A 24488-nucleotide genomic window follows, 5' to 3' on the forward strand; every position below is an offset into this window, starting at 1 on the left:
ATGTTTTAGTCATTCCTCCACATCCCTTCCCATCATCCGATAAATCAAATACGCCAACACAAAAACCAAACCCGCTGTGGATAAAAATCCCCACCCGAGTAAAAGGACAAAAGAGGGTACCCCAAGAAGAATATGGGCCTTTATGCAGAGATAGATCAATAAGGCAATCGACATGGTCATGGCTAAAAGCCCTGTCCAGGTTGCCGGGTTATCGGATAGAGAAGCTGTTTGATCATCCACATAGACGGTTGCTATAAAGAGTAAAAGGCACAGAACCGTATACAGTGTTCTGGAAAGGGTAATCGGTTTGAACTGGTATTTGATCTGAGAATGTGCATTAATGATCCGGGTGAAAATGATCATCAATACAATTCCACCCAGTATAGCGAGTAAAATATAAAGGTCGTTGGATTCTTGCATGTTTTATTTTACCCCTTGCAGGGAACCCAAATGTTTTGTTCATTTTAAAAAAATTATAAACTCGTTTGCGGGATTTACCCAATTCTCAATTTTTTGTTTTACCGCTCCGCTTGTCGTATAAACCCCGGTATTTGAATAAAGCAATTTTGTCATCCAAATGCAAGTTATTTTTCAAATTTTTTCAGAATGGCTTAACATTTCTGGCTTTTTCTTTCTTCTTACTTTATACAACCTATGCTCAAATTGAAATATATTAAAAAATATACATCTATTCCATTGCATAAGAGATAATACGTATTCAAAAAACCGTCTTTAAGTCAGGAGTATGGGGTTATCAGTCTCGCCCCGAAAATCTCCCCCTACTACCGCTTCATCAACGGCAGCGTCAGCGGCTGAATATTCATCCGCGAGGTCAAAGAATTCACATATTCGCGGAAGAACGGCCAGACGTTCAGCGGCAGGCTGTGGGTTTTGTAAATATCGAAAAAATCCTCGTCAATATCTTTGCTGGATTTGAATGTGATCAGATAAACGCATTCAATTTTGATCGCTGTTTTCTTTTCATTGTTTTTCGAGGTCAGGGTGTACTTGTTTTCAACCTTGAACCCCTGATCGATATTTTCAAACGAAGCCTGGTCGCGGATGGATATATTCATCTGTGGCGTCAAAAGTTCATGAGAGATATGGGCGCTCATTTTAATGCAGCTGATGTTCAGAAGTTCTATGGTTTCAAGGGTTTTGCGATAATGTTCCGGTGAGATGTTTGGCATAGCAGTCCTCATCCGCATTGGGGATATTCGTAATGGTTCATGTCCACCACATTCGCGCATTTTTCATGTTGGGGCCAGCTGAGTTGCTCCACGTCGTAGCTGATTTCCTTGATATGATTGAATATATCCGTGACCTGTTGATGTATGAGTTTGACTTCTTCCTGTATGGTGTTCAAATAGGATTTGCGGGTCAACAAATACAGACAAAACTGATTCAGCGTGGAATCGTTTTTCTTCGCCTCCAACGCCAGACTGCGGTGCAGTTCATTGGGGATGCGCAGGACAAACCGGCCCGAGTATTCTTTTTCTTCTTCCGTTACCGGCTCGGGAATTTTAATGCCGCGTTCCAGATACCGGTTGAATAAATATTCTTTTGTCTCGTTCAGATTTTCAAGCGCTTCTTCAACGGTTTCACCGTCTCCTAAAAATGCATATTTGCCCAGTAACGGAATGCAGGCCTGATATCCGCCGCCCTGGTCCTCCGGGATTTTTTGTATTTCTATGGGATAATTCAGATTCATATAATAGTCAAGTTTTTTCATTCACCTTCCTCCTCGATCAGGGAAATCGCTTTTAGGATCTGTTTCAGATAGCGACCTTTGACGACCTGGCCGCTTTTCACCGGTACCGTAAATTCACCCTCGGCGCCAAAATTCTTTTGATTGATTAAGCAACGATGACGTACCACGACGTGCGATCCCCGTTTTTGATCAATTTCGAAATTGTAACGTTTGAGAACACTAAAAATTTCTTTCTTGTTCACTTCTCTCGGTTTTGATGCCCACTTTGCGAGGGTTTTCTCCAGCTTTGACATGTAAATATACCATATATAGTATAAAAATGCAACAAAAAAATGTGAGTTACTATTTCATATGACTTGACTCGGTGGTGTTTTGAACAAGATGGTAAACGTGTGATAATCGCACGCTTTAATTTTAATCCTTTCATAATAACGAGTTTGTTTTTTATGTTTTATGAATGGAGTCATTAACACAGAGAACAAATAATTTATAATTCTCGCAACTTGACAACATAATCAAAAATCTTTTTATTGTTTTCGAAAAACCCCTCATTCAGGATACAAAAACGATCCAATAATGCTTTTACACATATGCCTTTTGAAAACAGAAAACAATAGGCTTTATTATTTTCATATTTTTTATCAGATGGTTTTTCAACGATGCCAAATCCCGGATGGTTGTAATAGACCAGATCACCGATTTGGAAATGTATTGACTTTTGGCTCGCAATTAATTGGTCATAGTTTTGATCAAAATATTTTTTAAAATCAATATACACGTTGTTTATTTCAATCGCTTTTTGTATCCATTCCTCCAGATTTTCTATGTCCAGATTTTGGATATAGTAATGAATGATCCTCGGTTTCAAATTTTTGTATATTGAGGCTTTATTTTTCAAAGTATTGAGAAGGATTGCCCTGAGGATTATATCTCTATGGTTTTTCCAGATATCTAATTTCAAAAGCAGAAATAACGCAAAGTAGAGTGACCCTTCCCCATAGATATTGGATAGATCTCTTTCTTTATATCGTTCCTGAACATAATCCAGCAATCCATTTGTTTGGTTAGGTCCGTTTGCATTGAAAAAAAGTATTTTGAATACTTTGACAATCCAATCTCCAAGATAGTCATGAAAAAATTTATCGTTTTGATATAATTTGTAAAACAAGGCGGATACCCAGATTGATGCCTCGACCAATTGAATACTGCCGCACGTTTCAGCAAAGGATTCCGTTGCCATTTTTTTAAAAAAAGAGTCAATTTGTTTTACCGATTTTTTGCGGAAATCCTCCTGTTGTTTTTTGCCTGGCTTTTTTCGGTTTTTTGTTTTCTCAACATGTCTGGAATCATAATCCTCTGTAATGGCATCGGAATCATCATCATCAATATGGTCACTTTTGAAAAACAGGGTAATCATTTGGGATAACGGAGAGTAATAAAAATGCGACTCTTTTAATGTCGAGCGTTTTCCTGATACCTCTGAAAGAGAACGAATCAAATCATCTGAATTTACAATGCCGGCTTTTTCTTTATTTTCAGGTTTTTGTAATGATTTTTCCCGGGCCATATATTCCGGAAAATCATGGCTTCTGTTTATTAAAATCTCACACATTTGTGAGATAAGCTTTATGGTTTTGTTGTATTCTGGATTGATATTGACATTTGACAAAGACTCTATTGCAATTTTTGCGCGTTTTTTATGATCTGAATACAACAAGCTATCCGGTCGGTCGATCCAGCGGGAATCCGAATATGTTTCTCCTTTATTGTCTTTAAATGATATTTTTAAAAGACTGGAGCCAATGAAATCCGAATCCAGGTCCAATTCCAGGTGCCATTTCTTCTCACTTTGGATATATTTAAAGGGTAGAATCCTGTCGGTATTGATATCAAGCCAAGCTTCCCTTATCAAGGGAGGATCTTTGGAAAAAACAGCTTCGATACGATCATATGCTGAGTTCAGGTTTAACGATTTTATATAGTAATTTTTATTAAATTTATCTTTTTCATGTTTTTCTTGATCCATTTCTTTGATTTTGACAGGATTGAATGATTTGATCCCGATAGTATTTGATGGGACTTTAGCAATGATATTCGAAATATCTTTAAGATTGAGTTCATCATACACCGCTATGGATTCGACGTTTCCGCCCTGGTGAGGCGGCAGTAGCCATGCTGCTTTGGAGCAATTGGCTGATCCCATAATCATTGCGCTATTATTTGATCCTTCGAATATATAACATTTACCGTGCAATCTTTTATCTTTATAAAGTGCAAGGGTCAATTGATATTCCTTGTTCTGAAATTCTTGCGGATCAAATTGGCAATTGTCCTGATTGATACAAACAATAAATTCTTTTATGCCGAACTTTTTGCTGCACCAGTCTAAAAATGCACCCTTTACATCCGTTGATCCGGTAAATATCGTTGCTTTTTTAAATTGTTTTGTTTTCCAGCGTTCTGCCAATTGGCTTGCGAGTGACCGGTCGGGAGGTGTGATAAGTATGGGAGAAGCATCAGGTGTTGAATCATTTTTTGATAGCCATTCATACTTGCTCATCTTTTCGATTAATTCTAATGCCAGATCTTCGTCAATATAGTTTTGGATCTGATCAAATATGTTTTTAAATTGTCCCCCCATTGATTGATCAAATTCCCATACGGCGGCAAGTTCATCATTGAGCCCCCAGCCACCAAGGGTTAGATTGCCGGAACCGATCCAGAGTTTACCGCCTTTTTCGCCGAACTTTAGGATTATTTTACAATGAAAACACCCCTTTGGAAATTGACGGCATAGATAATAATTGCTTCCTAATCTTTTTGATTGAAATTTGTTTTGTTCCAGATATTGAAATAGAGCTTCTCCATCCGCCAGGACCATTGTGTGATTTGTTGTTGTACTCAAATCAAACAACACTTTATGTTCGAAAAAATTCAAATCCAGATTATAGGTCAAAAAGATGAAGGATTCGTAGTTTGTGTTGCAAAACTTACTTGGATTCATGTGGATTATACTCGCTTAATAATTTTAATCCTTTATGCAAAATGTTTATTCCGTTCCCGGTTATGCCTTTCTCATCCACTAACCCCAATTGATGCAGCCAGCCAATGGCCTGCTTGAAACGGGAAACTGTACGACCACCCTCGAATGTTTTATCATTTACAGGCAGCCAGCATTCGTTTTCTTTATAAATGACTGCAACATTTTCGGAACGATTTTGCATACGGCTCATTACAATGTTTAGATGCTGTTGGACAGTTGAGGTGACCAAATCAGTGCAAACATCCAAAAGCTTCCAGTTCTCAGTTCGATATTGTTCCAATTTTGACAGGATGGTTGTTAGTTCAAAGCGCCCACCCCGTATACTCAATTGTTGGTTAAAATCCGTTTGGGTTTCGGGATCAATTCGCCTGGCTGCCAAGACCCAACATGCGGGCAGTAAAAGCAAATTGTAAAAATCTGAATGTAAAGATGACTCGATGATCTGTAATTCATTCAAACCGTTCTCCCAACGGGCCAGGCCTGCATGATATGATTTATTGGTCAATTGCTTGTCAATTTGTTTTTCAAATTCAATAAACGAAAAATTTTGTAAATCTTTTTCATCATTCAATATATGCAATTCATCGAATTGATCAATGAGCTCGTTCTGATGAGAAAATAATTCCTGTAAAACAATTCGATAATGCGGCGGTTGCTTGTCTTTTATTTTATGAATGATGTTTGTTACCAGCCGGAATGTACTTTCATGAACAACGGCCAACATGTCCCGGATTAAATAGGCCAGCCAGCCGTTTTTCATATTATGAAACAGCTCCATGTCATATTTTTGAGGTCTCATTGAAGCTGACAAGATATCATCAACCTCCAGCATTTGATTTTTATCCTGAGCGAGCTGCAATAATAATGTGTAGGTGGCCACGCGATTGATTTCATCAATTTGCGGTATTCCGGGAATTATACAGTTAATCAACAGCTCTTTTTCATCAGCGGGGATATGGTGGATATCAAGTATTTGGGCAAACTCTTTAAGTTCATCCACTCCTGCTTTATCAATATCGGGATTGTGTACAAGTTTATCATAAAAAGCAGTTTGCACCAATTTATTTTCAATACTCTCTGCTAGGGGAATACCGCGTTCTTTGGACAGACCGGGAAGACCGCTTTCAGGATCAGTGATGCCGATTTTTAATTGCTCAGCAGGACTTGCATAAAGGCTGAACGCGATTTGATTGACTAATTTTTCCAGGGATACCGTACCATTTGAGTCTTTAAGCAATTGGTGTGCTTTTTCAGAGCCTACTAATTGCATAGTATTATTGTTGTTCAGTATAGTCCCCATCACAAGCGCGGCTTCAATCCTGGCTGCAAATTCCTGCATGGATCTCAAAGATGCTTTTAATTTTAAATCGATATACTTTTTGAGGATCCAGGCCCGAAGCGATAAATATCGGATTTGCGGGCTGATTGTGGTAATTCCGTTTAAATAGTGATTACCAATCGCCTGCACTGGATTTTCGCAAGCCGAGTAAATCCAAACCTCCGGTAATTTTATATGGATTTTCAACCCAGCCGGGAAGCGAGATGTTGTGTTTGCCGTCATAGTTCATTTAGGATTTGTCCGTTTTGTCCAGAAAACTTGCTTGTTGGGTTGTTTGCGGCAATGCCTGAAATTCATTGAATGGTTTCTCCCAATTGATAATCGGATATGCTTTTTGCAGCGCTTTTGCAAATTTATTTTGATTCAGGGTTTCATAAGTCACATCTCTGTATTGGACTTGCAGTTTCATATCAGATATGAGTGAATCTGCTTTTGGAAATGTTTTTTCGAGTACTGTCGAAACATATTTTTTTGCAGTCTCTAAGTTTATTTCTTGAATGATTTGTACTTTAAAAGCAGCCGGAGGATCATTCATGATGATAGGTGCATAATAATTGATGATCTCGTCAAAGGACCTCTTTAATTCGGTTTCAAGTTCATTGCGGACCCGGCCTTTAAATTCTTTTATTTTTTGTTCCAGTTCTGATAACTTTTCTTCGAGTAAATGCTTTTTGGACCGTAATACAACTCGTCCCCAGGGGTCACCCAGAGATTGGGTGTAGGTATCACGAATGTTCTTTAATGATTCTTCAATGGACTTTGATGACAATTTGCTGTTTTTATCAATGAGATCAACTGTGGTATTCAGGCGTTCTTGTAAGAGACTTGAACTGCCGATATTTTGAATTTTTCCAGGAATATTAATCCGTTTTCTGTTAATGGCACAGCCTGTCAGAGATATTTGCACATATTGTATATAAGGTTGAAAAACCTGTACCTGCCTGCAAACATTAAAGGGCAGGGGTGGCGCTTGTTCAAGGCTTTGTTGAACGTTCTTGAGGTCCTGTTCCTGCACGGGTGATGCATTGATATGATCGGCGATGGAAGCGAGTTCGTTTTTTGCATCTGAATCGGTTGCACCCACCGGAAGTACAGTGGAATCAAAGGGATCAGGGAGCACACCATCCAGCTTTTTCTTCAAATCGAAAATACGGTCAATACGAATAGCATTCGGTGTTTGGTCGGATTGCGTTTCCTGTTCAATATAGAGCGCTGTTGGCGTAAAACTCCAGGCCCTGTTATCAACCACCAGTAATCCCACACGAAGACCTGATTTGTGTTGAACGGTGATTGGAGATTGAAAGACCCTGTTCATTGCTTCAATGTCTCCGTATCCCATACGATAGACATGTTCATTGTTATCAACGATTACAAGTACCTGAGCAGGAGACAGATTTTGAACAGCCGCGACCAAACCGTTGGCGACGGGCTTTTTTAGACTTGGAGCAATATAAATGACCCTTTCTTTTGCTGCGCTTATCAATTCGTTTGCTTTTTCGCTGGATAAATGCTCAAATCTCATCATATCAATCATCCGTTCCTCTCTTTTTCCGAAATATAGTTTTTAATATCAGAGTTTATTCCTCATGCGCCACCCTCGGATCAGCAGGCGGCGGGTCCAGCTGGGTTTGATACGGTTTCCCCGTGCGCATAGACTCGGCCATTTCATCGTAGATTTCCAGGATGACACGTTTGGTACGGTACTCGCCGTATTTCTGTTCGTCTTTGCGCTTGACGATGGGGAACGTGTCCATGATGTAATCCACATCATTGCGTTCGATTTCATATAAATGAAAATAGGCAGCGTCCAGTTCGCAGCGAATGAGAAAACGGCGTTCTTCATTCCATTTAAAGGGAGTGCCACTATATCCACAATCTTCTGCAAAAGCTTTCAAGTCCCACGATGTGTAAAATAATTCTAACGCTTTTTCAACAATGTTATTCAGTATAGGTTTTCTAATATCAATTGGATTTAAAACTGGTAACTGTTTTACTAAATAATAATTTAGGCTAGTACCGCCCATTTTTTGTCTCACAATATAATCAAAGACAAAACTACTTAAATTAAAAATCAGTAAAATATAAACTTTAATTGACTGATTATTCATTATCATCAGTGGGAATTTGTTGCTTACTCCTGAAAATGGTATGACTGATGAAATCATCGTTCTTTCATTTGTGGTATTTGTAATATCACGAAAACCAATTATCCAATTCAATTTCCAATTATTTAAAAGGTTTTCATTAACAACATTTTCAAACACCCAGTATCGTGGCAATACAGTATAATATGGATTAATATGGTCTTTTTCTTTTGTCTCCGGCAATTGAGTACTAGTGCTATCCGGAGGTACATTTTCATAGGAACCAAAACGATGATCAAAATGCCAGACCATTTTTGCTTCATATAATGGTAAATACTTTTTGTCCCCTTTCCTAAAAAAGTTACCATTTAATTTCCAGCCATCACTTTCAAGATTTTCTCTAGTTTTAAAATAATGGGAATCATTTGTCATATGAAAAACAGTGAAAAACCTAAGCCCCAATGGATTACCGCGCTCAGAATTACTTTCTTTTATTAATACTGGTATACGATGATAAACATTTTTTGTTATTTCTGCATCGTGTTTGCTACGAAAAATGGGACAAGTGCGTGTGTTGGGATTAATGAGCTTAATTTCATCATCTGATAGACTAAAGTGTCGATCCTCATTATTCAAATCAGCAGTATCAAGTGCAAAAAAAACAAAATCCGAACCGGTCTCGGCTGGTCGATTTGATCCGGTCAGGGTAAGCAGGCAAAACTTATAACTTCTATGAACTCCTTGAAATATTCCTTTTTTATTTTCAAAATCATATAACTTTAACAGGTTTTTTCCCTCCATTAGGTGTTGAAAAAAGAATTTTGTAGTATCATCAGTAGCAATGCCTGAAGGAATGATACATCCTACCTGCCCGTTTAAATTGATTATATGGCGCTTTAATTCGGCAAAGATTGTATAGGTGTTGATATCACCTCTGCCGGTCAATGGATAGAGGCCCGTGTTTCTGATAAAATGGCTGGCGCCTTCGGCTGCTCTTTTTGCTTTCATAAAATCTTGATACAATGCCGGATCATTGTTCTTCAATTGCGCAATCATGGCTCGACGTTTGGCGGCATTGGGCGCCCGGGCAACATCCGGGTGGCGTTCGGCAAACCATTCTTTTTCCTGCAGTTTGATGCGGTCCCAGGGCGGATTTCCCAGCACCACATCAAAACCACCGCACCATCCGGTGTGCTCATTATCAGGCTGTTCATTCTTCGCCGGTACTCGAAATACATCCGAAAAGCTTAAATGCCAGTGAAAAAACTGATACTGCTGTTTCAGGCGCTGTACTTGTGCATACATCCAGGGGGGTATGTGATGCGGATTCTTTTGCACCTGCCGGAACACATCTTCGGTAATCGGGTAGGGGAGTTCTCCATCTTTTTTCCATACAAAGGCCGCGCACCAGAGGTCAGCCAGCAAATGACCAAACCGGTATCCGGAAGAATGCACGGCTTTGTGGTATTTTCGTTGCTTGGCGTGAATATCTACAATTGACTCGTCGGAAAATTCGTTCACCTCTGTCATGGCGGTGGAGAAATCTCCCAGTCGGTTCCAGGGCAAAGACAGATCGTAAAACAAATCGGATTGTTGGGTCTGGCGTTCTCGTTTGTTTTGTTTTTTATATTGGGAGCATAGTTTTCTGTCATCACCCTCAATAGGCTTGAACGCTTCATCCGGGATGCCCTTTTTCAGCAGGGCGGACGTAGTGCCCAGCAGGCTGTTGCCGCAAAGGATGTGGTGATCGAGAAAAGACAGGGGTTTTCCCGGTTCCAATGCTTCCATCCACAGTCCGACTTTGCACAGTTCCACAGCCATTTCATTGATATCGACACCGTATAAACAATGGCCCACAATCTGGCGCAAAGCATGGCGTACGGCATCCGGCGCCGGAGCTTCGTCCCCCGTTTCTACAGTTGCCAGACGTTGTGCCATGCGGTGTGCGGCTGCAATCAAAAAATGACCGCTGCCGCAGGCCGGGTCGCATATTTTCAAATCCAATATTGCCTGTTTGGGGTTCTTTTTTGCTACTGCTTCATTCAGCACCGGATCGAGCGCCGAGTCAAGCAAAACCTGGATTAGACTCGAAGGTGTATAATAACTGCCGGTGGACTTGCGTTCATTGCCTCCGGCCATTTTGAGTTCAAAATGGCCGCTATTGACATCCAGTTCAGGATGCAGTTCGAGCAAAGATTCGTACACGCTGCCCAGTTCTTCAGATCCCAGGTTTTTATAATCGACCTGACGGCGTGTGCGGCTGTCGACAATCACTGCCAGCGAGCGGATGGCATCCAAGAAATCGCGGTTGACAATGTCACACTCTATAATGTCCTCTATGGAGCGTTCGGAAAAAAGAAAACTTCCCAGGGCCGGAAGGGCCAGCTCCGGACATCCCTGTTCACCGAGCAAACGGGTAACCACTTTGAATCCCTGGTACAAATCAGCATGTTTGCTGCCGCGGCGCTTGAGCGCAAGCTGTCGGATGCGCTTTGTGGAATAATATTCTAAATATCGCGTTTTGTGCATTTGCGGAGCCTCTGGCACCAGCAGGGCGTCCCGATCTTCGGCTACGAACATAAAGATCAGCCGATAAACAAGACGCAGCAATTGACGGTAATAATCCTGCTTGTCCAGATCACCCTTGCGCAGCTTTTCTTTTAACAATTGATTAGATTTATGTGATAAAAAGCCTTTCCCCAGCGCAGTGATGGCATCTTCCACGCCCTTGCGCAATTGATCCAAAGCGCGTGTGCCTTGTTCCTGGGCCGCCTTTGACCAGCGTTCCAGCCAGCAGTTTTCCGGTTTTTCAGCTTCTACGCGCGACTGGTGGCATAGCAGCCATAACAATACAAAATCTGAGTAGACCTCACCATCCATCATGGCCTGCAAATCAAATTCAACATGCGCCTGTCGGGTCAGGCTGACATTATCGCGCAGGATACGCAATGTTTTGCCGTTAGAGACAAACGCCCAAAGGTGATCATCGGAACGGTTGAGAAATTCCTGTACCATGCTGTGTGGACTGCTGCGCGCCGCGCCGGACACTCTGGCGGTGCGTTTGTCTAAATCTATACGATAACCGACCAGATGTATAGGCGTGTTCTGCCACATATGAGAAACGGGATATGATTTACCTTCGATTTCGATTGCTTTGGCGGTTGTCAATCGCCCGTATCCCAATTCCCGAAACAGATGCAGTAACCACTTTTCACGGGTTGTTGAAGTCGCAATATCGGTTTCTGACAGTTTATTTAAATGATCCTGGAAAGCTGTCCACGCGCCCAGCATGCGGTTCCATGACCGGCTTATTGCCTCTGTGATTTTTTCATTTTCCAGCAGGTGGAAAGATTGCGGTGTTAATCCGTCCAGTTCATTATCACCCTGGGAGATACGTTGCAGCAAGTCCGGCGGCAGAATAGCCCCTTCAACATGGATGGTGGTGAATACGTCTTTGGCGCGCGTTTGCATGACTATTGCCTAGTTTATGGGTAAATAGATATAAATCCCCAATACATCAACGGGTAATACCGGTTCTATATAGGTTTTGACTCCTTTTAAATGAGCAGCGCTCCTCACACGGATGTGGGACTGCAGCAGTTGTTTGCTATGTTCGCTGGCAGCCTGTTCCAGGTGCGGTTTCAGATTTTCATATTCTTGAATAACCTGCTGCAGATGATTTGAGGCCTGGTCCGGCAGCGTGTTGGCGTCCGGCTGCAACTCTAAAAGCTGATCTATATGATCATCCTCAATCCACTCTGCGTTGCCGGGTGAACCGCGAAATGCCAGGATAGAGGCGTCTTCTGCTAACAACACTGTTTCTTCTTTGGTAGATTTATTAAGAATATGAAAACGAAAACGGGTTAAAAACAGAGTGGTCCGGCGTTCCACTTGACGCGTTCGAATAACCCCGCAGCGTTTGGCGATACTGTTCTCATCAGCTTCAATTGCGGTATCAAACAAGTATGTGGCCAGTCCCTCTACTATAGGATGAGTTCGATTTAAATAAGTCACACCTTCTTTGACCGGTTGATCGAATTGTGCCTTGAATTTTTGTTGTACTCCGATGACATCTCGAAGTGCTTGCGGGGTTTCAGAGACATCAAAGCTATAATGACCATTTTTTTCTACAAAACCACCCAGCGCTTTAAAACCGGTCTCGACGAATCGTGTGATATCGTCTTTGCTGCCGATCGAATCTCGGGCCTGCTGTAATTCCCGCATCACCTGGTCAACTTTGAGGGTTTGCTGGGCAAAAAGTGAACGTGAAATTTTTTCCCGATTGAACAAATCGTCATATTGTCTATACAACTCATCCTTGTGGGGTTTCATAAATTCTTCAAAACCCGGCAACAACAGTTGGTCGGATTTTTCGGGTTTGGATCGCAGCAAAAGGCCTTCAAAGATGGCTTCGATCACCTGATCCGAATTTGCCGGCACCGGAATGGAGATGCCCAATGAATTACGAATATTCTGGTGTTTTCGAATCAGGACGTCCAGCACAATACCGTCTATCTGGTTGTCGACACCGTAATAGGTGGCGATCCGTACTGTATCACACGGCTGTCCGAAACGGTCAACCCGGCCTTCGCGTTGTTCGTGACGGGTTGGGTTCCACGACAAGTCATAGTGCAGAACAGCGTTAAAATACATTTGCAGGTTGATTCCCTCGCTTAATGCGTCTGTGCTGACAAGCACACGCTTTTTATTTTTTTTCTCCAATTCCTGGATGCGACTCTCACGTTCTGATGGTGGGATATTACCGGTAATGGCAGCGATTTCAACAGAAGAGGGCAAGGCTTTACGTAATTCGTCGGCCAGATATTCCACTGTGGGGATGAATCGGCAAAAAATAATCGGGTTAAAACCGTCACCCAGCATTTTTTTAATGATATCAATGGCGCCTGAAAGCTTGTAGTCATTTTCTCCTAACAGAGTTTCGGCTTCCTTTGCCAGAGCAAGCAGGCGTTTGCGGTTTTTGTGTTCATCAGCGGCAAGCTCACCGATATCGCTGCCCGGCACCACATCCATGACTTCGCTGGTATCATGATTCACCAGGTCTAATACGGTTCTTTTTCCCAGGTCATCAGCTTCTTCTGTCGTTTCGCTGTCTGCGCTGGCGGCGCGGTTGCGCAATGTGGCGGCAGCAGCTGCCGGACTCGATGCCAGTGAGCGCAGCAGGGCGAGCACAGACCACCAGCGAACCCGTTGGTGGAAATTCATGCCTGAAGGATCGCTGACGGTTTCTCTGGCATAGGCCAGCACTTTATAAAAAAAACTTCGATAAGCCTGGGATAAGGTATAAGTGGGGTCGGGATCTATTAATTCCCGCTCCGGGAATCGGGTGTTTTCTCCCAGATATTGTTTAATGTTTCCACGTTGGCGCTGGATAAAATACTGTGCCAGTTCACGGCGGTGATGTTCATTTTCTTTGCCGGTCAGATCATCCGGCAAATCAGAAAATTTGGCATTTAAAAATGATAAAAGGGAACGGAACGTGTCCTCCTTGCCGCTGTGCGGTGTCGCTGTGACAAATACCATATGCCGGTTGGAATTCTCTGACAGACCGGACACCAACTGATGCCGTTGGTGTTGTCCTTTGTTGGATGCACTGGAATAGGCGCATGAATGAGCCTCATCCACAATGACAAATTCCGGACAAGTGCGTAAAAATTCGTCACGCCGCCGGTCAGATTTGATAAAGTCAGTTGACACCACCACATAGGGATAATGGGCAAAAAGGGATTCGCCAAGAGAACAATGTCGTTCCAGACGTCCCGCTGTGTTGGTTAACACCAGTTCTGCATCGATATTAAATTTGTCGCGCAACTCGTTTTGCCATTGTTCAGCCAATTGGGGTGGACACAAAACAGCAATACGTTTAATCTCACCGCGGTCAAGCAGTTCTCTGGCAACCATCGCTGCTTCGATAGTTTTTCCGATACCCACATCATCCGCGATAAGCAAACGAACGGGGTCCAGTTTAAGCGCCATCAAAAGCGGCACAATCTGGTATGGTCTGGGTTCAACCGCCAGTTTACCAAAGGAGCGGAATGGTCCCGCGCTCGAACGAAATCCTATTCTCAGGGCTTCCCTCAGCAATTTGCAGGAGCGATAGTCTCCGATTTCGGCAGGATCAGGCAGCTCCAGCTGGGCATGTGTTATTTTTTCCAATGAAGGCAATATCCCCGTCGATTCATCATCCGTACCTCCAAGGGGGCGCACCAACACCAACTCTTCTTTTGTGCCGGGTAGAACCACCCATTCCCGTCCACGTACATTGACCAGCGTACCGACTGCAAAACTCATTCGTGACTCCCGAATATATTGGGGTATCTTTCGATTTGTTTTAACCACTCCTGCTGATGACCAAAGCGGATGACTGTGTATCCATAATCTTCCATGCATTCTGTCTTTTCATGGTCCCGTTGTTGTCGTTCGGGATAATCATGATAAGGACCATCGATATAAACCGCCACCTGATTTTCTTTATATAAAAAATCAGGTCTTGTTTCACAGGTATGAATGAGAGGCTGTGCTTCTGAAGGTAATCTCATTTCGTTTTTTTCCAATATCCGCAACCAGTTTTTTTCCAACTCGGAATCACATAACTTTAGTAAATTTTTGAAATGTTGCTCACGGGTTTGGTTAACCGGTGACAAATGCACGGTAGAGTTGGCATATTGTAAAAGGATATTTTTAATTTTGTGACGGTCCAGATGTTCATGATCAGGTTGGTTGCCGTAATTCATCAAACAGTTGTAGCAGGCCGCTTCACAATCTTCATCTGCAAAAGGAGCACGTTTTAAATCCTCACCGGTTGCAGGATCAAAATGACATAACTCAAGCGCTCGCCGTGCCACTGCTTTAAATTCTTGCGGTGCAAACAGCAATCGCCGCAATACACCGGCGCCACCTTCGGCGGATTCATAAATTAAAATACTTTTTCTGCTATTATAATCCGGCAAAGGCTCTACCGCCAGCTCCTGGTCCTCCAGTTGGAATTCAATTTGAATTGCAGCTTTCAAGGCGGATTGCAAAGAAGCCATTTGCCCCATATCCAGTTGCTGTGTCGGTTCTATGATGAGTGAATTCCTTCTGTCCTCAACAAAGGGAATTACCCGTTCAATTCTTCTGGAAAATACATCATCATCGTCAGTTGATGTGGTTTCATTTCGCTCCCACAAGCCCTGTTCTGTATCCAGCATAAATCCAAGCTGTGATCTGATTTTACGCCGTTTCCAGCCAAGGTTGATCCGCCAGATGGTGGCCGTGTGGCCATATCTTAATGTAGCGGTTCTGGTATTTTCTGATTCAATCCATCCATAAAGATGTGGATTATTGCCATTAAATCGAACTCCAGTCAACAGATCATATCCCAATCGCATTCGTTCTTCTTCGTCAGAGGTGATCCGGTCTCTGCGTTTTGTAGAGACATTCTGAAGTCGAAAAAGTCTGTTCATCGGATTATCCAGTGGACTGCCGCAAAGCTCGCATAAATCAACACCAACACCATCGGATACAGGATGAAGATATCCGCATTCGCAACAGATCTTTGCTGTGCCTGTGTTCAACGTTTCATCATGAACAGGTAATATGACTTTATGAATGACATATTGAGAGCCTTCGTGATAAATAAATGAGCGGGGACCAAACTCTGAAATGGCAAGAAAACGGGGACGTGACAAAAATTCATCCTTTTGCTTGGTGCGTCGGCCGGGTATATAGGCTGATAAAGGCAGCCTGGGAAAATTGTATCCGGGCAAGAAACCTTCACTGGCAAAATAACGATAACTGTAAAAGTCGGATTGAACCACATTGCCAACTTCGGTCAATAGTTTCAATTGTGCTTCCGCTTCATGTCTTTGTCTTTCCGCTCGGGATTTTTCTTTTTGCGTCTTTGTCGCATCCAGAATGATCTGGCTTTGCACTTTTGCCTGGGCCAGGGCGGACCAGTACAAATTTCGCCAACGGTCACAGGCTCTGTCAAAGCTTGCTACCACATTATTGAGAACACTTTCTAACCAGGCATCATGGTACCAATCGGTTTTTTTCAATTCATTTTGGACGTTCTGTAATATTTGTTCAGCCTGATTTTTTGTCCTGATTATTGCCTCTTTTGATTCAATACTATCCCGGAAATATTGAGTTAATTCCAGAGAAGGTTCTTCTCCGCTCAAATCGAGAATGTCTTTTAATGATTTTCCTAAACTCGTACCGGTTTCTGCCAACCATATAGCGTGAATATGCGCTTTGATCAGATCCTCATTGGCCAGGTCCATTCTTGGTGGAGTGACATTTCCTGAAACCATCAAGCCCGGACGTTTAAAGAAATACTGATCATGCGGGCTGCCCGTGGTACAATAAGTAAATACCATGGCGGGTTGTCCACTTCGTCCGGCTCTTCCGCTGCGTTGTGCATAATTGGCGGGGGTTGGAGGGACATTACGCAAGTTTACAACATTCAATTCGGCAATGTCAACTCCCAGTTCCATGGTTGGTGAGCAAAATAGAATGGGCAATTCTGCTTTTCTGAACTTTTGTTCTCTATGTTCCCGATCGTCATACGGAACTTGTGCAGTATGTTCTCTGGCTTCCAATGTGTGCGTGCTTTTTGCGTATTTACGATAGTATTCAAGAAAATACGGATTCGTACGGCTGCCTTGTTCCGGCTGATTGGGAACACGGATGGGATCATGGAAAGCTTGTGTCCCGTCACCGGGTTTCCAGATGATAGAAGCAGCTGATAATTGATAACCTGCTACCGAATTTTCATCTGCTGGTTCATCCACTTTGGCAATGATACCTGTTTCAGATATCTTGTCAAGTATTTGAATGATGATCGTTTGAGTATCCTCTAAATATAAAAGGTCTTTAGAATCCGGAAACGTGGTAGAGCGCCTGAGATACATTCCAAATCCGCCTCTGGCAGATAAAAAGATATTACCTGAATAATCACGTTCCTTTCTTGATCGTGGATAAAGCACAGAGGCATGAATCATTCTTTCATTTTCATCAATGGCCCATGGCGCCACAAGGTGTTGGCTGCTTTGTTGCTGTAAGCGTTCCTGGAATTCACTATCCAGGTAATCAACTTGAATAGCCAATTCCCGGCGCATAAAGTCGAGCAGGACTTTTAGAATTTTGTGTCTTGTTTCAGGAGAGGCATGGACGATATTTTCATTGCATCCATTCCATAGGTTCTGGTCTTTACTGATTTCACTCAAGGAACTGTATTCAATTTTAATCAATCCGCATTGTTCCAGGTTGGGAGAGGTGATTCGCCATCCGCGCTTTAAATCCCTGTATAGACGATACCCCAATACATTGCGAAATGCTTTTTCCGTATTTGTCTTTTCAAGATACTGAGCCCCGGGTTTACTGGCATAATATTCGAATGCAAAGTTCAGAGCATTGTAAACCGCTATAGTCAGTTCATCATGGTTAAGCCCTTGATCACCTTTGTTTACTATAGCTTGATAGAGTCCGGATCTCAGTACACCGATTTCGATAAAATCATTGAAATGACCGGCTTGCAATGATGCATCCTGCCGGTTATCAGTAAAGCTTAACAGTTTACGGGCTGTCGGTTCCAAATTGGAATCGTTTTGTAAATAGCGTATGGAAGAAAGGCTCAATATGGTCGTTGCCGTACTTCTGCCCTCTGAAGACAATGTTGATAATTTTGCAAAATCACTTCGCTGCCGTATGCCATAGGAAACACCACAATTCAGGCAAAATTTGAATGGTGCCTGAATAAACTGAAATTTATTGCCTTTTTGATGAATATATCCATTTGGAGATATAGTTATCGAATGGGGCAGATATTTTTTACGATTCTTTTTAATAACCTGTTGTTCATTTCTTTCTTCGATCCAGTCATCTGGAAGTCTTTTGACAACGTCGTCCGGATCCTGCGGCCAGGTATTATTTTTGTTATAAAATAGAAAACCGATTTCATCATCATCAGTTTGTTGATCGTTTAATTCTCTTGCAATAATGCGTATCCCTTGATCATCCTGTTGTTTTCTTATCATGTAATATTCTTGCCCGCATTCACGACAAAATGCAACAGGGAGTAAAATACGGTTCCGGTCTCCGGGGACGAACTGTTGTTTGTTGATGGTGATATACCGGTTCTCATGATCCAGTGATACATACACCGCATCACCGCGGCTGATAAACTGGTGCAGGCGGAATGCAAAAGGTGGAAATCCATTTTCCGGGTTGGGTTCAGCAACGATAACCGGTCATTAATGCATCTTTGATTGCTTTGGCACATTTTTTTTCGGAAATACCTGCAGCTTTGCTCAATTCTCCGGCAGCTCCATTTTCTCCGCCAATACTTTTAGGTGTCGTTCGAATTAGTCGTCCACTTTTATCTTTTGTAACGCCAAACGTTGATTCAATCCAGATGGATAATGGCTCTTTAATAAATGACTCGAATTTTGGGGAAAGCTTATAATCGGGTTGTAAAAGCTGTTTTTTTAATGACTCTATCAAATTGGGATCGTTGATCTTAATATCTGGTGTTACTCTTTTTACCGTTTCGCCGATTACATTTGACGGCTTGACCGTTGTTCCAAAAATTTGAGATGCAACCTCGGCTATATTTTTCTGCTGTTCACCAAAGTCTCCTTTTCCCGCCAGTGTTGCAGAGGTGCCTATACACTGTAAGTGATAAGCTGCAAAAGCCTCTCGAACCCTCCGCACCAGAAACGAAACATCCGCACCTTGCCGTCCGCGATATGTGTGCAGCCAGTATCCAATACCAAATAATTCAAACCGGATGCTGCTTCAATTAGTTTTCTTTCGTCCAATCGGGTCAGAATGAGTTCCAGCATGACATAATTTGTCAGTAAAATGTCCGGCGGATTTTTTATGATTTCCCTTCTGGTTTCATCTGACTCTTGTCCCGTATACTTTGCAAACTTGACCGGATAATTATTTTTAGAATATCCCCATTGGATGAACTTTTCCAATTCCCCAAATTGACTATTGGCCAATGCATTCATCGGGTAAACTATAATAGCTTTAATACCTTTACCCGATCCCTGTCTGACGATACTGTCAACAATGGGGATGATATAAGCGAGACTCTTGCCGGAACCTGTTCCAGTGGTTAATACATAAGAATCATTAGACTGTGCTGTTTTTATAGCCTGGGCTTGATGAAGATGAAGATGTAATGGTTTGCCTTTATCTTGTGCATCAGATTTTTTTCTGAATATTCGTCTGCATTCCGGATGCAATACATTCTGATCAACCAGTTCATCCACCCATTCACCGGATTCGAATGAGGGATTGAGTTGAATCAAGGGTTCAGGCCACAGACTCCCTTGCTGTAGCTTTCGGCTCACATACTCATTGATCTGAGTATCCTGAATTTGGAGAAAACTATTTACGTATTCTTTATAATCCGTGATCAAATCATGGCGAAAACCAAATACATCCATCCTGAACCCCGTCAATGAGAGTTTTCGATTTTACCCCAAATGACATGTAAAAATCAGCTGGTCATTTTAGCAAGCACTTTTTCTTATAATAATTATTTTAAAATTGAAACGCAAGGATTTTGCAAAACGATTTTGCATTGTTGGGTCATGACTTTTTATATAAGATACTGTTAAATTTGAATACGATATTGAATGTGCTCAGGTTTACTGATTGTGATTATCATCTGATGATATGAGTTAAGGTATATTCGATTTTAAAATGATTTGAATTTATTCATCTAAATGAATATCTTTAGGTATGGGAATGTTCACTCGGTCTGTAAAATATCCGAGACAGACTGACATCCAGCGTTTTTTAGGTTGAGTAATTAACGAGTTGTTTTTTAATTTTGTGAAAAGTACTATTTTTCTATAAAGCTTGATCTCAAGAAAAAGAGTCACAGATTCTTGTATGAATGATAAAATAAAACTCTACCCAAAACCGGAGGCACCGCATCATGCTCAACCTCACTCGTCTCTGCATTTTTATCGACTATGACAATTTTACCATCTCTTACGGGAGCGCACATCATGTTAAACGCAAAGACATTGATGTGTGGGATACGCTGAACAGCAACTTGATCAAGTTATATGCGGAAGCATTTTGCAATCCGGAATTTGAGCGTGTTGTTCATTGCGGCACTTATGTGTGTGTCGGAGTGGGAGAACACAGATTGACGAACAAAGAAATGCAACTGCGAAAATTTTTCAAATCATTGGATCGGGAGCAGGGGTATATTTTTAAATACGGACACCGCAAGCCGCCAAAACAGAAAGATGGACAGGTACAGCTCGGAGAGGAAAAAGGTGTTGATGCTGAAATAATATGCCAGATGTTGATGGGGGCGTTTCTCGATCATTATGATGTCTGTATTCTGATGAGTGATGATTCTGATTATCTTCCCGCGGTTCACCGTGTACAAGATTATTTCAATAAAAAAGTCATCCAGGCCGGATTTCATGACAGCCGGTTGAGAAATCAGTCCTATGGGCATATAGCGCTTGAAGAGGCCGGCAAGATGTTGGATGTGTCTGGATAACACCATATACATCACAGGTCTTTTAAATTACACTCCAGGTGTTAAATATGACACTCAAAGTTCTCTTTTTATTGCCGTATCCTGGTATTTCATGACAAAATAGATGAATTAAGGAATGTATGCAAACTACTGATTATAAATAATTAAGTCGATTATTTGTTGCGATCCTTTTTTCATGGCATCAATATTGCTTGTTACTCAAGCAATATTAAGAATAGGATAAAAGATGTCGGATATTTATCTTGATAACAATGCGACCACCGAACCACTGCCTACAGTAAAGGAAGCTGTTATCAACACATTCAAGGTTTTTGGCAATCCATCCAGCCCTCATGCAGCAGGTATTAAAGCCAGAAAGCTCATTGAAGAAGCAAGGGCGCATGTTGCTGATATGATCAAGGCTGAACCGCATGAGATTGTTTTCACTTCCGGCGGTACGGAGAGCATTGTCACAAGTTTTAAAAGCGCACTCCAGAGACATGATAAACAGAGACGATCTGTTATTGTTTCATCTGTGGAACATACAGCAGTGATGGAAACAGCGGCCGAATATAAAAATCATGGATACTCGATTGATTATGTGCCTGTTGATTATAAAGGCCAAATCAGTATGGAAGCATTGGAAGAACGTTTAAAAGAAAATCCCAACGCGTTTGTGTCCATCATGTATGCCAATAATGAAACCGGTGTTATTTTTCCGGTTGAAGAAATATCAAATTTGGCGAAAAAATATAATGCTGTTCTTCATATTGATGCTGTTCAGGCGGCCGGTAAACTGCCTGTTGATATAAAAAAAATACAATGTGATTATTTGAGTCTCTCGGCTCACAAGTTTCATGGTCTCAAAGGAACGGGCGCACTGTATGTTAACAGGAAGGCGCACATCAATCCATTTTTATCCGGACATCAGGAATCTAAACGCCGCGGCGGCACAGAGAATGTACCGGGTATTGTTGCAATGGGTGTTGCAGCCAAAGAGGTTCATAATAATATTGATAAAGATATGCAGCACATGAAAACCTTGCGCGATCGGTTACAGAATAAATTGTTAAATGACATAAAAGGGTCTGTGGTAAATGGAGACCCGCAGCAACGCATCTGTAATACGTTGAACCTGCAGGTCCCCTATAAGGATGCCGCGATGCTGGTTGAAGCTTTGAGTCATAAAGGTGTTTATGTTTCCACCGGAGCCGCCTGTACAACGGGCGGAGAGCCGTCGCATGTGTTGGCCGCAATGGGACTTGAAGAAAGTGAGGTGAACAGATCATTAAGAATTAGTACAAGCAGGTTAACAAACGTATCTGATATTGAACAAGCGCTCGAAATAATGATAGAGACTGAAAGAAATAGTATAAATGTGTATAATTAACAAAAGGTGTGTAAAATGACTCTTGGTACTATTGATATTATTGGTATAATTTTATATTTTTCAGTTCTAGGAATTTTCGCCTACTTTACAAGACGAACGAAATCTTTTTCTGAATTTTCTATAGCTAAGCATTCTGTACCGGCTGCAATGATATTTGCCAGTATAGCGGCTACCTATGTTGGCCCAGGATTCGCTGTTGGTATGACAAGTAAAGGGTATAGTGCAGGTTATGCTTTCTATTTTTTTACATTTGCATATGTGTTGCAAACCATAATCGTTGGACTTTTTATAGCACCAAGACTCACTGAAAAGTTCAGGGATTGCTATACGCTTGGTGATGTAATGGAAAAATGTTATGGCAAATTTGCACATTTATTAGCTGGAATAGTATCTGTAGGATTATGTATTGGATTTAGTGGTATTATGGCTAAAATTGGTGGTTCGATGTTACAGGCTATTACTGGTTGGGATTTAATGTTATGTATCGTTATAATAACTTTTATGACAGGTTTATATACGATGACCGGAGGAATTCGTGCATCTATTGCTACGGATGCTTTGCAGTTTGGATTATTCAGTATAATCATACCTGTCATGTTGATTCTTGCCTTCATAAAAATGCCGGAATCAGCTGATGTTGTGATGACAAATGCTAAAGAATTAACAGCTAATAGTTTTAAGAGTTTCACTATTCTCCAAATTATTGCCATTGTAATATCCTTTCTTCTGGGTGAAACACTTATCCCCCCTTATGCAAATCGTGCACTCGCTTCAAAATCAACGATTGATTCAAAAAAAGGATTTTCTTTTGCAGGTGCTTTTGGTGTAATCTGGTTAGCAATTGTTATTACATTAGGAATAATAGGGCATAGTTTTGTTCCTGAAGGGACAAAACCTGATGATGTATTTCTGGTTATAGGTAGCATATTGATGCCACCAGGAGCATTTGGCTTACTACTTGCTTCTTTGATTGCTATTGTCATGTCTAGTCAGGACTCTGTAATTAATGCCGGTTCGGTATCTATTGTAAGAGATATTATTGGCTTTAGGAAACAGCCTAGTGAGAAAAGTTCACTATTTTTAGGACGAGCAGGTACCGTATTAATAGTTGTCATTGCAACCGTTGTGGCTCGCTATGCACCGTCAATTATAGACGGTCTTTTAATTTGTTATTCTATTTGGGCACCGGCACTTTTATTACCCTTAATACTCGGACTGTTTTTAAAACGGACTGTTCATCTTGCGGGTTGGTTATCAATGCTCGGTGGTGGTATTACTTCGATACTCTGGCAAACGGTATGGAACGAGCCTGAAGGCATTCCGGCGATAATAGCAGGACTATTAATTGGCGGTATGACTTATTTTATAGGATACATGCTTGGTTCAAGAAAAACAACATTATCTGGAGGTGCAAAATGATTTTTATTTTTAGTATAATTTTCCCATTGATCTCAATATTATGCGGCATTTTCGTACTTTATAATGTAATGAAATTTGTTAAAGATATATATCAAGAAAATTACAGGAGTTAGTTATTGCATACAGAAAGCTATTTCGCAAATGATGAGAAAAATATTCTGGACATCATCAAATCTAATTTAGCAAGCTGCCAATCAATTGCTATTCAAGCCGGACATTTTCTTGTCTATTATGATCATACAGAAGATCTGCTATTACCTGGTATTGCAGAAGAATTAAAAAATCCACGATATGAAATTGTAAAAGAAGAAATTGGTTATTTCCCTTTATTATCGTGGAAATTTGGTTTAGATTTAATTGAAAAAATAAATGCCCAGAATAAACATGTTCTAGTATTGGCTAATGATTGGCAATATATACCTAAAAATATTGATCGTATGCGATTCTATGATAAATTTTCCAGCTTACCGAACTCTTATAATGATTACCTGGAGAGCAAGCAATCTTTAAACTTGCTAAAACCAGTAATGGATAATAATGATTTAGAGACCGGTGATTTTTTCAGCGAACAGACTTTGAGAAATGAATATGGTCGTCATATCAAAAAATTAGTAAAAAATAAACAATTGCCTGAAAGTGCAAATATAGTAAAAAATAATTCCGGTCTAACATGTAATATTATTAATTCAATTGGTCAACGAGAAGAAATATATTGTTCAAACAAACGTGAAAATTGCAGGCAAGAGGTTGCAGAATTGTTGTATCAAATAAAAAAGATGACAGGGTGTGATACAATAATTAATATTTATCCAAAGGCATGTAAAGAATTTGTTCATGCTGGGACAATTTTATTTGGTAAAATATTTTGCACAAAAGATACGGTTAAAATAATAAACATTGGGTGCAATTCTATCCAAGTAGAAGATAGAGCCGATTTGCTGAAAAATGCTTTGGTGCAATTATATAAAATTAACATTTAAAAAAAATA

The 24488-nt window shown here is 41.1% G+C and carries 16 protein-coding genes; 4 read left to right on the top strand and 12 right to left on the bottom strand.

Annotation, left to right across the window (positions count from 1 at the left end):
• Positions 1-9 precede the first annotated feature (9 nt).
• The 12 genes from U5R06_02070 to U5R06_02125 form a co-directional block, all read right to left on the bottom strand.
• Positions 10-420, bottom strand: a complete 411-nt coding sequence (locus U5R06_02070; protein ID MDZ7721626.1) for a hypothetical protein — start codon at positions 418-420, stop codon at positions 10-12.
• A gap of 362 nt (positions 421-782) precedes the next feature.
• The gene (locus U5R06_02075; GenBank protein MDZ7721627.1) at positions 783-1190 is read right to left on the bottom strand and encodes a protein-export chaperone SecB; all 408 of its coding nucleotides are present in this window, start codon (positions 1188-1190) and stop codon (positions 783-785) included.
• 8 nt (positions 1191-1198) lie between these two features.
• Positions 1199-1732: a toxin-antitoxin system HicB family antitoxin gene (locus U5R06_02080; protein ID MDZ7721628.1), complete on the bottom strand. Its 534-nt coding sequence runs from the start codon at positions 1730-1732 to the stop codon at positions 1199-1201.
• Entirely contained in the window at positions 1729-1953 is a 225-nt protein-coding gene (locus U5R06_02085) for a type II toxin-antitoxin system HicA family toxin (GenBank protein MDZ7721629.1), read from the bottom strand. The genes U5R06_02080 and U5R06_02085 overlap by 4 nt, the downstream gene beginning before the upstream one ends.
• A 245-nt stretch (positions 1954-2198) precedes the next feature.
• The gene (locus tag U5R06_02090; protein MDZ7721630.1) at positions 2199-4616 is read right to left on the bottom strand and encodes a hypothetical protein; all 2418 of its coding nucleotides are present in this window, start codon (positions 4614-4616) and stop codon (positions 2199-2201) included.
• 85 nt (positions 4617-4701) lie between these two features.
• Positions 4702-6093 (bottom strand): hypothetical protein, encoded by a 1392-nt coding sequence (locus U5R06_02095; protein MDZ7721631.1) that lies wholly within the window; start codon positions 6091-6093, stop codon positions 4702-4704.
• Between the two features lie 229 nt (positions 6094-6322).
• Positions 6323-7618: a hypothetical protein gene (locus U5R06_02100; GenBank protein ID MDZ7721632.1), complete on the bottom strand. Its 1296-nt coding sequence runs from the start codon at positions 7616-7618 to the stop codon at positions 6323-6325.
• Between the two features lie 52 nt (positions 7619-7670).
• Positions 7671-11648 carry an N-6 DNA methylase gene (locus U5R06_02105; GenBank protein MDZ7721633.1) on the bottom strand — a complete coding sequence of 1326 codons (3978 nt, stop codon included), beginning with the start codon at positions 11646-11648 and terminating at the stop codon, positions 7671-7673.
• A gap of 9 nt (positions 11649-11657) precedes the next feature.
• Complete coding sequence (locus tag U5R06_02110; GenBank protein MDZ7721634.1) at positions 11658-14486, bottom strand: helicase-related protein; 2829 nt, start codon at positions 14484-14486, stop codon at positions 11658-11660.
• On the bottom strand, positions 14483-18214 hold the full coding sequence (locus U5R06_02115; protein MDZ7721635.1) for a Zn-binding domain-containing protein: 3732 nt from the start codon (positions 18212-18214) through the stop codon (positions 14483-14485). The genes U5R06_02110 and U5R06_02115 overlap by 4 nt, the downstream gene beginning before the upstream one ends.
• Before the next feature lie 196 nt (positions 18215-18410).
• The gene (locus tag U5R06_02120) at positions 18411-18890 is read right to left on the bottom strand and encodes a hypothetical protein (protein ID MDZ7721636.1); all 480 of its coding nucleotides are present in this window, start codon (positions 18888-18890) and stop codon (positions 18411-18413) included.
• Positions 18842-19633, bottom strand: coding sequence for a DEAD/DEAH box helicase (locus tag U5R06_02125; protein ID MDZ7721637.1), 792 nt, complete (start codon positions 19631-19633; stop codon positions 18842-18844). The genes U5R06_02120 and U5R06_02125 overlap by 49 nt, the downstream gene beginning before the upstream one ends.
• A gap of 497 nt (positions 19634-20130) precedes the next feature.
• On the opposite strand from U5R06_02125, the gene U5R06_02130 reads away from it, so the two are divergent.
• The 4 genes from U5R06_02130 (at position 20131) to U5R06_02145 (ending at position 24480) form a co-directional block, all read left to right on the top strand.
• A complete protein-coding gene (locus U5R06_02130) occupies positions 20131-20712 on the top strand; it encodes an NYN domain-containing protein (protein ID MDZ7721638.1) in 582 nt (193 codons plus the stop codon).
• Positions 20713-20938: 226 nt separating this feature from the next.
• Positions 20939-22081 carry a cysteine desulfurase family protein gene (locus tag U5R06_02135; GenBank protein MDZ7721639.1) on the top strand — a complete coding sequence of 381 codons (1143 nt, stop codon included), beginning with the start codon at positions 20939-20941 and terminating at the stop codon, positions 22079-22081.
• Positions 22082-22096: 15 nt separating this feature from the next.
• Positions 22097-23500, top strand: a complete 1404-nt coding sequence (locus U5R06_02140) for a sodium:solute symporter family protein (GenBank protein ID MDZ7721640.1) — start codon at positions 22097-22099, stop codon at positions 23498-23500.
• 116 nt (positions 23501-23616) lie between these two features.
• Positions 23617-24480 (top strand): hypothetical protein, encoded by an 864-nt coding sequence (locus tag U5R06_02145; GenBank protein MDZ7721641.1) that lies wholly within the window; start codon positions 23617-23619, stop codon positions 24478-24480.
• Positions 24481-24488 lie beyond the last annotated feature (8 nt).

It is taken from the genome of candidate division KSB1 bacterium, assembly GCA_034521575.1.
Lineage (GTDB): Bacteria > Zhuqueibacterota > Zhuqueibacteria > Residuimicrobiales > Krinioviventaceae > JAXHMJ01.